Origin of the sequence: Allobosea sp. (genome assembly GCF_030694325.1) — a bacterium.
GTDB lineage: Bacteria > Pseudomonadota > Alphaproteobacteria > Rhizobiales > Beijerinckiaceae > Allobosea.
Window position 1 is genome coordinate 1 of sequence record NZ_JAUXYO010000233.1, and the last position, 14,022, is coordinate 14,022.

The window sequence follows — 14,022 nt, forward strand, 5'->3', positions numbered from 1 at the left end:
ACCACGATCGCCGCCAGCAGCACCTTGGCTACCAGGAATTCGGCCGAGATCAGGAAGTGCGACATGGCGGCGTGGCCCACTCGGTTCGCGCGGAAGGGCGACGGCGCGCCGGACGCGCGCCGTCGGATGGCTGGAGGCCGAAGAGGTCCGGTTATTTTAGGAGCTTCAGGACCTCGGCCCGCAGGTCGGTGTAGCCGAGCTTCTCGTAGACGCCCTGCGTCGCGTCGATGAAGGGCTTCTTGTCGATCTCGGCGATCGTCATGCCGTTCTTCTTCATCGTCTCCTCGAAGCCGACGAGCGAGTCCTCGGTCAGCTTGGAGGCGTAGTCGCCGGCGGCGAGCGATTCCTCGCGCAGGATGGTCTGCAGCTCGGGCGTCAGCTTGTCGAACCAGGCGGCGCTGGTGACGATGCCGGTGATCAGGTTGAAATGGCTCGTCTTGGTGACGTGTTTGGCGACCTCGAAGAGCTTCGAACCGACGGTGGCGGGGTGCTGCGCCTCGACCGCGTCGATGACCTTCTGCTGCATGGCGGGATAGACCTCGCCCCAGCCCATCGGCGTCGGGGTCGCGCCCATGGCCCGGATCGTCTCCATCCAGACCGGCGCGCCCGGCGTGCGCATACGGACACCGGCGAGGTCGGCGGGGACCTTGACCGGCTTGTTGGTGATCAGGTGGCGGTCGCCCTGCCACCAGTTGAACGACAGCACCTGATGGCCTGACGTTGTCCGCAGCTTGGCAACCCAGCTCTCGAAGAGCGGCGAGGTCACGACCTTGCGGACGCCCTGAAAGCCGTCGGCGAGATAGGGCGCGCTGAGCACGCCGAATTCCTTGACGAAGACGGCGAGACGACCGCCATCGACGACGACGGCAACATTGGCACCGGCGCGGGCCTGCTCCAGCACGTCCTCGTCCTTGCCGAGCTGCGAGCCCGGGAAGATGCGGACGGTGAGCTGGTTCTTGGAGCGCTCGGCGACACGCTCGCGCATCCGCTCCAGCCCCTTGTAGAGCGGGTCGTCACGGGTCAGCGCGGTATTGACATTGAGCTGGGCCTGGGCCTGGGCGGCGGCCGGCAGCGCCAGGCCGGCGGCGGCGAACGCGATCGCGCACAGCGTGCGCCTGTTGACGGTGAACATCTGATAGCCTCCCTGCGGTGCTTCCTGCGTCTCGGGACGCATTGATGTATGGCACCATACCGGTATGATAGCCCGACCTTCGGAGAAGGCAAGACGAATGAACGGCCCTGTTGCGCTGAAGCTGGCGGACCCGATCGTCCCGCAGATCATCCAGATCCTGCGGCAGGCGATCATCGAGATGCGCCTGAAGCCCGGCGAGGCGCTGTCGGAGAAGGAGGTCGCGCTGCGCTACGGCGTCAGCCGCCAGCCGGTGCGCGAGGCCTTCATCAAGCTGGCAGAGGCCGGCCTGCTCCAGGTGCTGCCGAGCCGCGGCACCTATGTGGTCAAGATCTCGGTGCGCGAGGTGCTGAACGCCCGTTTCGTGCGCGAGGCGATCGAATGCGCGCTGGTGCGCAGCGCCGCCGAGCTGATCGACGCCGAGGGTCTGGCCCGGATCGAGAGGCTGGTCGAGGAGCAGAAGCAGGCTGCGGTCACCGGCGATTCGGCGCGCTTCTACGCGCTCGACGAGGCATTCCACCGCGCCATCGCCGATTGCGTCGAATGCGATCCGGCGCTGCGCGTGGTCGAGAGCGCACGCGCCCAGACCGACCGGGTGCGCTATCTCAGCCTGCCCGACGCCTCACCGCTCGGGCTCCTGATCGCCCAGCACGAGGCGATCCTGGCGGCCATCCGCACGCGCGATCCCGAGCAGGCCGAGGCGGCGATGCGGACCCATCTGCGCGAGATCCTGAGCGCCCTGCCCCGGCTGGCGGAGCGCTTCCCGGATGTGTTCGACCGCAGCGATGTGCCGCCGCACGCTCGCCCGATGCCGGGTTGAGGCTGGACAGGGTCAGCCGATCGAGGGGGACGTCCTGGTTGCGGCATCGAGCCGGGCGACCGTCTCCTCGAGACTCTCGGCGACGCCGAGCATGAAATCCTTGCCGAAGGCGATGATCGTGTCGGGCGGCTCGCCCTTGAAGGTGTAGACGACGCTGACGCGGTCGGGGTTGACGTAGACCGGCTTGCCGTCGGCCGGCGAAGTGAACTGGCAGAGCTTGGACATGGAACGCTCGCGAATCGCTGAAGTCCGCGAGCTATACGACGGCGCGGTCCCGCCCCCAACGGCGCCTCGCGCCCCCGACGGTAGCGCCTCAGCTTTCGACGCCCGGCAGGGAGGTGTCCTCGATCCGAGGTATGGCAAGGTTCCCATGGATCGCCCCCGACGAAGAAGTGTCGTCCTTCAATCGAATGGGCGGCTGCCGCCGGGCGTGCCGGGGACGCATCCGTCGCGGATATTCAAGCGCCGCGCTTCATAGTAAGTCCGCGACTGCATGGACCTCGCCGCACTGCCCACCGGTCTGACCGATCAAGGCCCTCTGCTGCTGACGGGGCTGCATCTCGCCACGGCGGGGATGGTCACCATCCATGCCCTCATGCGCAAGCGGGAGGTGTCGTCCGCGATCGGCTGGATCGGTCTCGCCTGGCTTTCGCCCTTCTTCGGTCCGCTGCTCTATTTCGGCTTCGGCATCAACCGGGTGAAGCGGCGGGCGCGACGCCTGCGTGGCGTCGACGAGACCGGCCATGGCCGCGGCCAGAAAGCCGCCGTCGTCGCCGGGCCGACCGGCAGCCTGGAGCGGGCGGTCGGCCGGATCACCCGCTCGCCGACCGAGCCGGGCACGGTCGCCGCCGTGCTGGAATGCGGCGACGAGGCCTATCCGCGGATGCTGGCGGCGATCGAGGCGGCGACCACCAGTGTCGCGCTCTCGACCTTCATCTTCCGCGCCGATGAGCTCGGCCTGCGCTTCGTCGAGGCCCTCGTGCAGGCCCATCGCCGCGGCGTGGCGGTCCGGGTTCTCATCGACGGCTTCGGCGGCGGGTTCCTGTTCTCGCGCGCCTATCACGCGCTCCGGCGCGAGGGCGTTCCGGCGGCGCGCTATTTGCACTCCCTGCTGCCATGGAAGATGCCACTGCTCGATCTGCGGCTGCACAAGAAGATCCTGCTGATCGACGGTCGCATGGTCTTTCTCGGCGGCCTCAACATCGGCGGGGAGAACGTCCTGGCTTCGCGACCGCGAGAGCCGGTGCGCGATGTGCATTTCATCGTCGAGGGGCCGGTGGTGCGGCAGGTGATGGACAGCTTCCAGGAGGACTGGACGTTCTCGACCGGCGAGACGCTCGATGGTCCGGCGTGGTTTCCGACCGATCACGCCGCCGGCACCGCACCGGCTCGGGTGATCTCGTCTGGGCCCGACCAGAGCGTCGACCAGTTGATGCTGGTGTTGCTCTCGGCGATCAACGGCGCCTCCGCGAGCCTGCGGATCGCGACCCCCTATTTCCTGCCCGACGAGCAGATCATCACCGCGCTTCATCTCGCCGCGCTGCGGGGCGTCGCGGTCGACATCGTCATCCCGGCCCGCAACAATCATCGGCTGATGGGCTGGGCGATGCAGGCTCATCTTCGCCCGCTGCTCAAGGCCGGCTGCCGGATCTGGCGCTCGCCCGCGCCCTTCGACCATTCCAAGCTCGCAACCATCGACGGGGTCTGGTGCCTGATCGGCAGCGCCAACTGGGATGCCCGCAGCCTGCGGCTGAACTTCGAAATCACCATGGAGTTGTATGCCGCAGAACTGGCGGCACGCCTCGCCCGTCTCATCGACGGGAAGCGCGGAGAGCCGCTGACCCTGGAGCAGATCGATGCGCGCTGGCCGATCGTGAAAATTCGTGATGCGGCCGCGAGGCTGCTGATGCCCTATCTGTGATGGTGATGAGCGAGGTCGCGTGAAGGTCGCATCCTACAACATTCACAAATGCCGCGGCACCGACCGACGCGTCCGGCCCGATCGCATCGTCTCCGTGCTGGCCGAGATCGGGGCCGATCTGGTGGCGTTGCAGGAGGTCGACCGGCGGTTCGGGCAACGGACCGGCCTGCTCGACCCCGCGGCCATCCTGCGCGAGACGGGGCTGCACCTGCTCGTCCAGTCCGACGTCGCCGATGGTCATGGCTGGCATGGCAACGCCCTGCTCGTGCGCGGCGAACCCCGCGCCTATCGCCGCTTCCGGCTCAAACTGCCCGGCGTCGAACCGCGGGGCGCCGTCGTGGCGGAACTCGATCTCGGCGAGGGCCGGTTCCGCGTCATCGCGGCCCATCTCGGGCTGTTGCGGCGCTCGCGCATCGATCAGGCGACGATGCTGCTGCACGCCTTCCTCGAACTCACCCCGATGCCCACCATCCTGCTCGGCGACTTCAACGAATGGCGGCGGGGGCGCCGCTCGGCGCTCGACGTGCTCGTCCCGCATTTCGCCGAGATGAAGCATCCGCCGAGCTTCCCCTCGCGCCGGCCCATGCTGCCGCTCGACCGCATCCTCGCCTGGCCGGAAGGGCTGATCTCCGAACTCTGCGTGCATGACACGCCGCTCGCCCGCAAGGCGTCGGACCATCTGCCGCTGACGGCACGGGTCGACATCTCGCGCTGGCAGGCGGGGCTGGAAAGCGCGGCCTGACGCGAGACGCCGACGGGAGCCACGGCCGCGTCGATGTGGAACCAGACGGCCGCAGCCGCCAGCAGGGCGACGGCGATCCGGATGACCGCGATGGGCTCGAACGGCGCGGGCCGGGCGCCATCATGGTGGGCGCGGCGTCCTGGATGCGGCTCGGGCATCGCGGCCTTTTCGAGCGAGACCATGGCTCGGACTCTCCGTTTCGACGGCCGCCGGCCGCCACGACCCGTTCCGCCTCGGACGAGGCCGACCGCACCGCGAGGTCACGCCGCGCGGGGCCGCCTTGCGCAAGATCAAGCTTGGCGGAAGGCGCCGGTCAGGCCGTGCCCCCCGGACGCACGAAGCGGGCCTCGACGGCGGCGATATAGGCATCCCGCGAGGGGCCGAGATGCTGGCGGCAGAGTGCCACGAGACGGCCACGGTCGCCGCCGGCCAGAGCCTCGACCATCGCGGCGTGTTCGTCGCGGGCGAGCGCAAGGTGCCCGGGGCTGGCGGCGGTGATCGAGCGGGCGCCATGGACCTTCTGGGCGAGCCCCTGGATCAGCTCGACCAGATGGGGGTTGCCGCAGGCGCGAAACAGCGTCTCGTGGAAGCGGATATTGGCGCGGAAGGCGCCGCGCGCATCGCCGGCCGCCACCGCTTCGGCATGGCGCTGCTGCAGGGCCCGCAGCGGTGCCAGCACCTCGGGCGCGACAGGCAGCGGGATCTGCTCGGCGGCGAGTGTCTCCAGCGCCTCGCGGACCGAATAGATCTGGCGAACCTCCTCGGGCTCCAGCAGACGGACCACCGCACCACGGTTGGGAATGCGCTCGACCAGCCCGACCCGCTCCAGCTCTGCCAGAGCCTCGCGCACGACATGGCGCTTCACGCCGAGCCGTTCCGCCAGCTCCTCCTCGACGAGGCGCTCGCGCGGCAGGAGCCAGCCGAGCACGATCTCCTCCTCCAGCATGGCTGCGACGGTGCGGACGCGATCGGCGGTCTGGGCCTTCAAGGTGCCATCGGGCATGCCAGTTTATAACTCGTCGACTGAATTGTTGACAATCTTGTCAACGCTTCTATTTCTGGCGTCATGAGCGCCTCCGACGACGATACCCCATCCACGGCTCCTGCGGCACGCGGCCTGCGCCGCAATCTCGCGACCTATGGCGACCCCGGCTTTTCGCTGTTCCTGCGCAAGGCCTTCATCAAGGCGGCCGGCTTCTCCGACGACGCGCTGGACCGGCCGATCATCGGCATCACCAACACCTTCAGCGACTTCAACCCGTGCCATGGCAATGTGCCGCGGCTGATCGAGGCGGTGAAGCGCGGCGTGATGCTGGCGGGCGGCCTGCCGATGGAGTTCCCGACGATCTCCATCCACGAATCCTTCGCCAATCCGACCTCGATGTTCCTTCGCAACCTCATGGCGATCGACACCGAGGAGATGATCCGCGCTCAGCCCTGCGATTCCGTCGTGCTGATCGGCGGCTGCGACAAGACCGTGCCGGCCCAGCTGATGGGCGCGGTCAGCGCCGATGTTCCCGCGATCCAGCTCATCACCGGGCCGATGCTCGTCGGCCACCACAAGGGCGAGGTGCTCGGCGCCTGCACCGATTGCCGCAGGCTCTGGGGCCAGCATCGCGCCGGCCAGATCGACGAGGCCGAGATCGAGGTGCTGAGCGGGCGCCTCGCGCCGACCCAGGGCACCTGCATGGTGATGGGCACGGCGAGCACGATGGGCTGCCTGGTCGAGGCGCTCGGCATCGCGCTCCCCGGCTCGGGCACGATTCCCGCCACCCATGCCGACCGCATCCGCGCCGCCGAGGCCAGCGGGCGCGAGGCGGTTCGCCTGGCCAAGGGCGGACCGAAGCCGAGCGAGCTGCTGACGAAGACCGCTTTCCGCAACGCGCTGACCGTGCTGCAGGCGATCGGCGGCTCGACCAACGGCCTGGTGCATCTCGCCGCCATCGCGCGACGCGCCGGGCTTTCGATCGATCTCGAGGAGTTCGACGCCATCGGCCGGAAGGTGCCGGTGCTGATCGACCTGAAGCCCTCCGGCGACCATTACATGGAGCATTTCCACTGGGCCGGCGGCGTGCCCAAGCTCATGAAGGAGCTCGGCGACCATCTCGACCGTTCGGCGCCCACCATCGACGGGCGTACCATCGGCGAGATTGCCGATGCGGCCGAGGACATCCCGAACCAGACGATCATCCGCAGCGCCGCGAGCCCGGTGAAGCCGACCGGCGGCATGGCCGTGCTGCGTGGCAACCTCGCGCCGGGCGGTGCCGTGATCAAGCATTCGGCCGCCTCGCCGGCCCTGCTGAAGCACACCGGCCGCGCCGTCGTCTTCGCCTCGGTCGAGGACATGGTGCGGCGCATGGACGATCCGGCGCTCGACGTGAAGGCCGATGACGTGCTGGTCCTCACCAATGCGGGACCGAAGGGCGCGCCCGGCATGCCGGAAGCCGGCTATATCCCGATCCCCAAGAAGCTGGCCCAGGCCGGCGTCAAGGACATGGTCCGCATCTCGGACGCCCGGATGAGCGGCACGGCGTTTGGCACCATCGTGCTGCACATCACGCCTGAATCGGCCGTCGGCGGCCCGCTCGGCCTGGTCCGCGACGGCGACATGATCCGGCTCGACGTCGAGGCGCGCGAGATCGCGCTCCTGGTCGACGCGGCCGAGCTGGAGCGGCGCAAGAGCGAATGGCGTCCTCCGGCGCATCTGGCCGAAGCCTCGCGCGGCTACCGCCACCTCTATCTCACCACCGTCCTGCAGGCGGACGAAGGCTGCGATTTCGACTTCTGCTGACCGGCCAGCCCGGCCCAAGCTTCTTGAACGAGACCGGACCAACCGGTCCTTGACGACCCCCATTCCGGAGGATTCCCCCATGCTCGACCGCCGCCATCTCGTCGGCCTCATCGCCGGCCTCTCGCTCGCCCTGCCGGGCGGCGCCTTCGCCCAGGCCTATCCGCAGAGGCCGATCACCCTGGTCGTGCCCTATGCGCCGGGTGGCGCCACCGACATCATTGGCCGCGTCGTCGCCGAGGAGATGTCCAACGGGCTGGGCCAGCGGGTCGTCGTCGAGAACCGCGCCGGGGCCGGCGGCAGCGTCGGGGCGGCGGCGGCCTCGCGCGCCCAGCCGGACGGCTACACGCTGCTGCTTGGCGCGCTGACGAGCCATTCGATCAATATGAGCCTGCAGGCCAAGCCCGGCTTCGATCTGAAGAAGGACCTCGTGCCCGTCGGCCTCGCCGGCAATGTCGGGCTGGCGCTGGTCGTCCACCCCTCCGTGACCGCCAAGACCGTTCCCGAGCTGATCGCACTGATCAAGGCGAAGCCCGAAGAGTATTCCTACGCCTCCTCCGGCCAGGGCTCGCCGCAGCATCTCTCCGGGGAACTCTTCAACCTCAAGGCCGGCACCAAGATGCCGGTGGTGCCCTATCGCGGCTCCGGCCCGGCCATGACCGACATGGTCGCCGGCCAGGTGAAGATCATGTTCGACACGATTCCCGCCGTGCTGCAGCATGTGAAGGCCGGGTCGCTGCGCGCCATCGCCACCACCGGAACCGAGGTCTCGCCCTTCATGCCGGAGACGCCGACGGCGATCGCGCAGGGCCTCGCCGGCTTCGAAGTCTCGTCCTGGTTCGGGATGCTCGCACCGGCCGGGACGCCGCAGCCGATCCTCGACAAGCTCAACGCCGAGCTGAACAAGGCGCTTCAGAGCCCGAAGCTCAAGGAGGCGCTGGCCCTGCAGGGCGTGGTGCCGAAGCCGAGCACGCCGGCGGAAGCCGCCGCGCGCATCGACAGCGAGATTGCCAAATGGGGCGATCTGATCAAGACGAGCGGCATCAAGGCCGAGTGAGCCGCCAGGGTCCGTCCGTCATGAACCAGCCCGTCCAGCATCTCGCCATTGTCGGCGCCGGCATGATCGGCGCCAGCTGGGCGGCGCTCGCCAGCGCCCATGGCCTGAGCGTCAGCGCCTATGATCCCCATGAGGCGGCGCGCGAGCGCTTCCTCGGCCATGTCGAGCGGGCGCGGAGCCAGCTGACGGAACTCGGCCTGACGGGGAACGGACCGGTCTCGTTCTCGACCGACCTCGCGACGGCGCTCGCCGGCGCCGGCTTCGTCCAGGAGAACGGGCCGGAGAACGAGGCGGTCAAGCGCGGGCTGCTGGCGCAGATCGACGCCCTGCTGCCACCCGAGGCGATCATCGCCAGTTCGACCTCGGCGCTGGTGCGCAGCGCCATCGTCGCCGATTGCGCGAGGCCCGAACGGGTCGTCGTCGCGCATCCTTTCAATCCGCCGCATCTCGTCCCGCTGGTCGAGATCGTCGGCGCGGATGAAGACGTCGTCGCAGGCGCGGCCGCGTTCTATCGCGGGCTCGGGCGCCGGCCCGTCGTGCTCAATCGTGAAATGCCCGGCCACATCGCCAACCGGCTGGCCTCGGCGCTCTATCGCGAGGCGGTCTATCTCGTCGAGCAGGGCGTCGCCAGCGTCGCCGACATCGACGCCGCCCTGTGCAACGGCCCCGGCCTGCGCTGGGCGCTGATGGGGCCGCACATGACCTATCATCTCGGCGGCGGCGAAGGCGGCATCGCCGGCTATCTCGCCCATCTCGGCCCGAGCCAGGTTCGGCGCTGGCAGTCGCTCGGCGAGCCGTCGCTCGATGCCGAGACGCAGGCGAAGATCGTGGCCGGCGTGGCGGAAGAGGCGCAGGGGCGCAGCATCGCGGAGCTCGAGGCGCGGCGCGACGAAGGTCTGCTGGCCGTGCTGAAGGCCCGCACGCTGGTCAGCGAGTGACGAGGCCAACGACCCGATGACCCCGATCCCCGACGCCGCCCCGCGCATCGCGCTCATTCACGCGCTGGAGGAATCCGTGCTGCCGGCGCGGACCGCCTTTGCCGCGCACTGGCCGGAAGCCCAAGCCTTCGACCTGCTCGATACCTCGCTCGCCACCGATCTCGCGGCGCGCGGACGCCTCGATGACGCGATGACCGAGCGCTTCCTGACGCTCGGGCGCTATGCGGCGGCGAGCGAAGCGACCAACGGCCCGGCCAGGGCCATCCTCTTCACCTGCTCCGCCTTCGGGCCGGCCATCGACGCCGTGAAGCGGGCGCTGCCGATCCCGGTGCTGCGGCCCAATGAATCCGCCTTCGCTGAGGCGCTGGCGATGGGTGGGCGGATCGGCTTGATGGTGACCTTCGCGCCGTCCCTGCCTTCGCTGACCCAGGAGATCCGCGAGATGGCGGGCGGCCCGGTCGAGGTCACCGGCGTCATGGTCGAGGGAGCCCTCGCGGCACTGAAGGCCGGCGACGGCGCCACTCATGACCGGCTGGCGGCCGAGGCGGCGGCGCGACTTTCGGGCGTCGACACGCTCATCCTCGGGCAGTTCTCGCTGGCCCGCGCCCGGCCGGCCATCGAGGCGGCGACAGGGCTTCGCGTCGTGACCACGCCGGAAGCCGCAATCCGCGGGCTGAAGCGGGCGATCGGGGTTTGAGGCCCATTTCGACGGCTTATGTCTGACGGAGAACCGTTAGCTCCCAATTCTGGCACCCCGCTTGGCGTTTTCCGCTCAGTTTTCAAGACGTCCATTGCGAGAATATTGATGCTGCCCCGCCCTTGAAGCCGGGCCGCATCCTTCCAATCTCAAGGGGGAACCCGGGTCCGGGCCCCTCTGGCAGCGACGCTGCGATGTCGGACTCTTCCACCTGACGAGCGCTTCCGCGCTCCGATCTTGGGAGCACCGACGCCATGTCGATCGCCTATGATCTTTCACCCGCGCGCTCGCGGGCCGAGACCCTCGAACGTCTGGACGCCATCGCGAGGCTGCTCGATTCGGCCGTCCGCGTGCCGGGCACCCAAGTCCGCGTCGGTGCCGACGCCCTGCTGAACGTCATCCCCGGCATCGGCACCGTCGTCGCCAAGGGCATCTCGGCCTATCTCGTCTGGGAGGCGAGGCGCCATGGCGCGCCCGCGCTGATGGTCTGCCGGATGGCGGGGCGCGTCGGGATCGATCTCGCGATCAGCGCCGTTCCCGTGGTCGGCTGGTTCGGCGATGCGTTTTACCGCGCCAATCTCAAGAACATCGACGAGTTGCGGCGCCATCTGCGCAGCGTCGACGGTGCTCCACCCTCGCCCTTCGCGGGACGGGGCTGAGCGATGCGCAACCTCATCCGGATCGCCGGCCTGGTCGTTCTGGGCCTCTGGAGCCTCCTCGCCTGGGGCGGGCACGCCTTGCTCGACTGGACCAGCAACTGGGCCGCGGCGAATGCCGACCAGGTCTCGGGCGTGCCCGAGATCGTCGAGACCGTATCCTGGGCGTTCCGGAGCCTGGGCAACGCCAGCGAGATCATCGTCATCATCATCTGGGCGCTCGGCGCGGTGCTGATCCTCGGCCTCGTCGGTCTCGCCAACCGTTTCCTGGGTCGGCGACGCGCGTCCCTGACCCCTCCCCGCAACTGGAGGGCCTGAGCCATGCCGAGCCGTCCCCACCGCACGCAGGCCGATCTGAAGCGCGATCTCGACCTCTGGCACGACGAGGAGGCGAGCCTGCAGATCGAGACAATCGCGGCCGCCTGCGCCCTCATCGCCTATGCCGACGGCGTCGTGCGCCCGGCCGAGCACGACAGCATGGCGGCCTCGCTTTCCCGCTTCGGCCTGGTCGATGACCGGTCCCGTCAGGAGTTGCTGGCGGAATTCGAGCATGCGACCGCCCGCTTCGAGATCGACCCCTCGACCGGCGAGCGCGCGGCGCTGACGACGATCGCCCGGCTCCAGGGCAAGGCGCGCTTCGCCCAGGCCCTGATCGAGACCTGCCGGCTGATCGGCCAGGCCGACGGCCACTACATCGTCGAGGAGCAGTCGGCGCTGGTGAAGATCTGCCGCCAGTTGGGCGTGGACCCGGTGGCGGCGGGCGCCTTCACCGCGCTGGAGCGGGCCTGAGACGTCGCGCCGTCCGGCGTCCGCCCCGTTGGCGCGCGACGTCGGCTCCACCCTGCCCTCAGCCGTAAAGGGCCGCGGCCATGGCCGCGTAAAGCGGGATGCCGAGAATGAGGTTGAAGGGGAAGGTCAGGGCGAGCGAGGCGGTCAGGTAGAGGCCGGGATTGGCGTCGGGCAAGGCCATGCGTACGGCGGCCGGCGCCACGATGTAGGAGGCGCTGGCGGCGAGCGTCGCCAGCACGACGGCGCCGCCCTGGGACATTCCAGCCAGCCAGGCGGCCGTGAGGCCGAGACTGGCGTTGACGACAGGGGCGAGCAGCGCGAACAGGGCGAGCTTCAGGCCGTTCTCGCGCCAGGCGCCGACCCGCTCCATCGCCTGCCGGCCGAGATCGAGCAGGAACAGGCACAGCAGCCCGCGGAACAGGTCGCCGAAGAGCGGCTTGACCGGCACCAGCCCGTCGCGACCGACGACGAGGCCGATGACGAGGCCGCCAAAGAGCAGGACGATGCTCTTGCTGGCGAGGATCTGCGACAGCACGGCCCCGAGCGGCTGCCCCTGCTTCTGGGCCGGGCCGGCGAGGAGGAGTGCCACGATGATCGCCGGCGCCTCCATCAGCGCGAGCAGGGCCGTGACCGTCGGCTCGTAGGTCATGCCGACGCTGTCGAGATAGCCCAGGACCGCGAGGAAGGTGACTGCCGAGACCGAGCCGTAATGCGCGGCCAGCGCCGCCGCATCGCGCGCGCCGAGCCCGGCGAGGCGCCGCAGCGCGACATGGCACCAGAGCGGGATCAGCACCGACAGGGACAGCGCCGCCAGGATCGGCAGCGCCATCTCGGCGGGCGAGACGGTTGCGAGATCGGCCCCACCCTTCAGTCCGATCGCGAGCATCAGATAGATCGACAGCGCCGTGAAGACCGGCTCCGGCAGACGCAGATCGCTGCGCACGAGCGCCGCAAAGCCGCCGACGGCGAAACACAGCGTCATCGGGGAGAACAGATTGGCGGCGGCGAGCTGCAGCGAGGTCATCGGCGGATCCTGATGGGAGGCCGCTGCCGATAGCGTCTCGTTTCCATTGAAGAAATACGAGAATTTCAATCGTATCGATTGGACAATTCAATGCAAACGTGAGGTGCGGGCCAAACGAGCGGCTTCTCAGCCTCGCGCCGCCGCCGCCTCGAGCGACTGGACGATGTGGTCGCCGAGCCGGTCCGCGGCGGGCGAGCGCGCGCCGGGCGCGCGGTAGAGCACGATCGCCGTCGGCGGCAGGACCGGCAGACGGTGCTCCGCCTCGCCGAGCACGACCAGATCGGGTGGCACCATCTCGCGCGGCAGCACGGTCACGCCGAGGCCGGCCCGCACCGCCGCCTGCAGCCCGGCGAGGCTGGGGCTGGTGAGAACGATGCGCCAGCCGCGTCCGGCGGCGTCGAGAGCCGCCAGCGCACCGCGACGGTAAACGTCCGGGGCCGGCGCCAGCACCAGCGGCAGAGGCCCGGTGGCCGACAGGACGAGCCGCGGGCCTGCGACCCAGACCAGCGTTTCGCGCCAGACGCCGGTGCCGCCATCCTCCGCTCCGGATTCGGCCTGTCCCGGCTGCAGCGCCCGCTTGAACAGGACGAGATCGTACTGCCCCTTGGCGAAGCCATCGAGCAGATTGACGGTGAAATCGCAGTTCACCGCGAGCGCGACCTGCGGATAGGTCCGGGCGAAGCGGGCGAGCACATCGGCGAGGTGCACCGTCGCGAAATCCTCCGGCGTGCCGAGCCGGACGATCCCGCCCACCTCGGGCTCCATCAGCCGCGCGCGGGCCTCGTCGCTGACATGCAGGATCTGGCGCGCATAGCTCAGCAGCACCTCGCCCTGCGGCGTCAGCAGGGTGCGCCCGCCGCGGCCGCCCTCGCGCCGGAACAGGACCTGGCCGAGCCCGGCCTCCAGCCGCTTGATCTGCAGGGAGATGGTGGACTGGGTGCGGCCGATGCGCTCGGCCGCACGCGAGAACCCGCCGGCATCGGCAATCGCGACGAAGCTCCTCAGCAGGTCCAGATCGAAAGGCGGCAAGGGTGTCGGCATGATCGGGTCCGGACGGGTGCCGGACACTCGGAGGCGGCGGGGAGGTCGTCAAGTCGCGACGATCCACCCAGCGCCGGCGCGAGATCCGCCGGGCCGGTCCGACAGAGGCGCTAACGATATCGCGAAGACGTTGTGGAGTTGGACCCGGCCCGAGGCTATCACGCCTGACACGCGCAGCGTGACGCGGTTTCCATCCAGAAAGATCTGCCACGCGTGGCTCGGAGTGCTCCTATCGAGACAGGCGATGCCCACGCCGCTCCACGCGCGCTTCAGCCACCTGTGCTCGGTGATGCCCGGGCGTCCGGGCCCTCGGATCGGCACAGTTCATCGCGCCGACCCGGCTGCGCGGCCGAAAGGATGACATCCCGATGGTGATCGTGATCCAGTATCTGCGCGGGCTCGCCGCGGCGCTGGTGGTCT

Annotated in this window: 15 protein-coding genes; 10 read left to right on the forward strand and 5 right to left on the reverse strand. The window is 69.4% G+C overall.

What is annotated here, in order from left to right; genetic code table 11:
• Window positions 1-151 precede the first annotated feature (151 nt).
• Entirely contained in the window at window positions 152-1,132 is a 981-nt protein-coding gene (locus Q8M82_RS15345; protein WP_305692200.1) for a C4-dicarboxylate TRAP transporter substrate-binding protein, read from the reverse strand.
• A gap of 97 nt (window positions 1,133-1,229) precedes the next feature.
• Between Q8M82_RS15345 and Q8M82_RS15350 the strand changes: the two genes are divergently transcribed.
• Window positions 1,230-1,949: a GntR family transcriptional regulator gene (locus Q8M82_RS15350; protein ID WP_305692201.1), complete on the forward strand. Its 720-nt coding sequence runs from the start codon at window positions 1,230-1,232 to the stop codon at window positions 1,947-1,949.
• A gap of 12 nt (window positions 1,950-1,961) precedes the next feature.
• Here the strand turns inward: Q8M82_RS15350 and Q8M82_RS15355 are convergent, their stop codons facing one another.
• Window positions 1,962-2,174: a hypothetical protein gene (locus Q8M82_RS15355; protein ID WP_305692202.1), complete on the reverse strand. Its 213-nt coding sequence runs from the start codon at window positions 2,172-2,174 to the stop codon at window positions 1,962-1,964.
• Between the two features lie 268 nt (window positions 2,175-2,442).
• On the opposite strand from Q8M82_RS15355, the gene Q8M82_RS15360 reads away from it, so the two are divergent.
• Together Q8M82_RS15360 and Q8M82_RS15365 are read left to right on the forward strand one after the other, a co-directional pair.
• Window positions 2,443-3,870: a phospholipase D-like domain-containing protein gene (locus tag Q8M82_RS15360; protein ID WP_305692203.1), complete on the forward strand. Its 1,428-nt coding sequence runs from the start codon at window positions 2,443-2,445 to the stop codon at window positions 3,868-3,870.
• Between the two features lie 19 nt (window positions 3,871-3,889).
• Window positions 3,890-4,612 carry an endonuclease/exonuclease/phosphatase family protein gene (locus tag Q8M82_RS15365; protein ID WP_305692204.1) on the forward strand — a complete coding sequence of 241 codons (723 nt, stop codon included), beginning with the start codon at window positions 3,890-3,892 and terminating at the stop codon, window positions 4,610-4,612.
• 313 nt (window positions 4,613-4,925) lie between these two features.
• On the opposite strand, the gene Q8M82_RS15370 is transcribed toward Q8M82_RS15365, so the two are convergent.
• On the reverse strand, window positions 4,926-5,615 hold the full coding sequence (locus Q8M82_RS15370; protein ID WP_305692205.1) for a GntR family transcriptional regulator: 690 nt from the start codon (window positions 5,613-5,615) through the stop codon (window positions 4,926-4,928).
• A gap of 63 nt (window positions 5,616-5,678) precedes the next feature.
• Between Q8M82_RS15370 and Q8M82_RS15375 the strand changes: the two genes are divergently transcribed.
• The 7 genes from Q8M82_RS15375 to Q8M82_RS15405 all read left to right on the forward strand — a co-directional run bounded on the left by Q8M82_RS15375 (window position 5,679) and on the right by Q8M82_RS15405 (window position 11,537).
• A complete protein-coding gene (locus Q8M82_RS15375; RefSeq protein ID WP_305692206.1) occupies window positions 5,679-7,403 on the forward strand; it encodes an IlvD/Edd family dehydratase in 1,725 nt (574 codons plus the stop codon).
• Window positions 7,404-7,482: 79 nt separating this feature from the next.
• Window positions 7,483-8,457 carry a Bug family tripartite tricarboxylate transporter substrate binding protein gene (locus Q8M82_RS15380; RefSeq protein WP_305692207.1) on the forward strand — a complete coding sequence of 325 codons (975 nt, stop codon included), beginning with the start codon at window positions 7,483-7,485 and terminating at the stop codon, window positions 8,455-8,457.
• 20 nt (window positions 8,458-8,477) lie between these two features.
• Complete coding sequence (locus Q8M82_RS15385) at window positions 8,478-9,395, forward strand: 3-hydroxyacyl-CoA dehydrogenase NAD-binding domain-containing protein (protein WP_305692208.1); 918 nt, start codon at window positions 8,478-8,480, stop codon at window positions 9,393-9,395.
• Window positions 9,396-9,411: 16 nt separating this feature from the next.
• Window positions 9,412-10,092: an aspartate/glutamate racemase family protein gene (locus Q8M82_RS15390; RefSeq protein WP_305692209.1), complete on the forward strand. Its 681-nt coding sequence runs from the start codon at window positions 9,412-9,414 to the stop codon at window positions 10,090-10,092.
• Window positions 10,093-10,346: 254 nt separating this feature from the next.
• The gene (locus tag Q8M82_RS15395) at window positions 10,347-10,751 is read left to right on the forward strand and encodes a DUF4112 domain-containing protein (RefSeq protein ID WP_305692210.1); all 405 of its coding nucleotides are present in this window, start codon (window positions 10,347-10,349) and stop codon (window positions 10,749-10,751) included.
• Between the two features lie 3 nt (window positions 10,752-10,754).
• Window positions 10,755-11,066 (forward strand): hypothetical protein, encoded by a 312-nt coding sequence (locus Q8M82_RS15400; RefSeq protein ID WP_305692211.1) that lies wholly within the window; start codon window positions 10,755-10,757, stop codon window positions 11,064-11,066.
• A gap of 3 nt (window positions 11,067-11,069) precedes the next feature.
• Window positions 11,070-11,537: a TerB family tellurite resistance protein gene (locus Q8M82_RS15405; protein WP_305692212.1), complete on the forward strand. Its 468-nt coding sequence runs from the start codon at window positions 11,070-11,072 to the stop codon at window positions 11,535-11,537.
• A 58-nt stretch (window positions 11,538-11,595) separates the two neighbouring features.
• Here the strand turns inward: Q8M82_RS15405 and Q8M82_RS15410 are convergent, their stop codons facing one another.
• Window positions 11,596-12,561 carry a sodium-dependent bicarbonate transport family permease gene (locus Q8M82_RS15410; protein WP_305692213.1) on the reverse strand — a complete coding sequence of 322 codons (966 nt, stop codon included), beginning with the start codon at window positions 12,559-12,561 and terminating at the stop codon, window positions 11,596-11,598.
• A gap of 126 nt (window positions 12,562-12,687) precedes the next feature.
• Window positions 12,688-13,602: a LysR substrate-binding domain-containing protein gene (locus Q8M82_RS15415; protein ID WP_305692214.1), complete on the reverse strand. Its 915-nt coding sequence runs from the start codon at window positions 13,600-13,602 to the stop codon at window positions 12,688-12,690.
• Window positions 13,603-14,022 lie beyond the last annotated feature (420 nt).

Bases quoted from the DNA above. Each gene is read 5' to 3' on its own strand.
- Q8M82_RS15345 (WP_305692200.1), bottom strand. From the start codon at position 1,132: ATGTTCACCGTCAACAGGCGCACGCTGTGCGCGATCGCGTTCGCCGCC.
- Q8M82_RS15350 (WP_305692201.1), top strand. From the start codon at position 1,230: ATGAACGGCCCTGTTGCGCTGAAGCTGGCGGACCCGATCGTCCCGCAG.
- Q8M82_RS15355 (WP_305692202.1), bottom strand. From the start codon at position 2,174: ATGTCCAAGCTCTGCCAGTTCACTTCGCCGGCCGACGGCAAGCCGGTC.
- Q8M82_RS15360 (WP_305692203.1), top strand. From the start codon at position 2,443: ATGGACCTCGCCGCACTGCCCACCGGTCTGACCGATCAAGGCCCTCTG.
- Q8M82_RS15370 (WP_305692205.1), bottom strand. From the start codon at position 5,615: ATGCCCGATGGCACCTTGAAGGCCCAGACCGCCGATCGCGTCCGCACC.
- Q8M82_RS15375 (WP_305692206.1), top strand. From the start codon at position 5,679: ATGAGCGCCTCCGACGACGATACCCCATCCACGGCTCCTGCGGCACGC.
- Q8M82_RS15380 (WP_305692207.1), top strand. From the start codon at position 7,483: ATGCTCGACCGCCGCCATCTCGTCGGCCTCATCGCCGGCCTCTCGCTC.
- Q8M82_RS15385 (WP_305692208.1), top strand. From the start codon at position 8,478: ATGAACCAGCCCGTCCAGCATCTCGCCATTGTCGGCGCCGGCATGATC.
- Q8M82_RS15390 (WP_305692209.1), top strand. From the start codon at position 9,412: ATGACCCCGATCCCCGACGCCGCCCCGCGCATCGCGCTCATTCACGCG.
- Q8M82_RS15395 (WP_305692210.1), top strand. From the start codon at position 10,347: ATGTCGATCGCCTATGATCTTTCACCCGCGCGCTCGCGGGCCGAGACC.
- Q8M82_RS15400 (WP_305692211.1), top strand. From the start codon at position 10,755: ATGCGCAACCTCATCCGGATCGCCGGCCTGGTCGTTCTGGGCCTCTGG.
- Q8M82_RS15405 (WP_305692212.1), top strand. From the start codon at position 11,070: ATGCCGAGCCGTCCCCACCGCACGCAGGCCGATCTGAAGCGCGATCTC.
- Q8M82_RS15410 (WP_305692213.1), bottom strand. From the start codon at position 12,561: ATGACCTCGCTGCAGCTCGCCGCCGCCAATCTGTTCTCCCCGATGACG.
- Q8M82_RS15415 (WP_305692214.1), bottom strand. From the start codon at position 13,602: ATGCCGACACCCTTGCCGCCTTTCGATCTGGACCTGCTGAGGAGCTTC.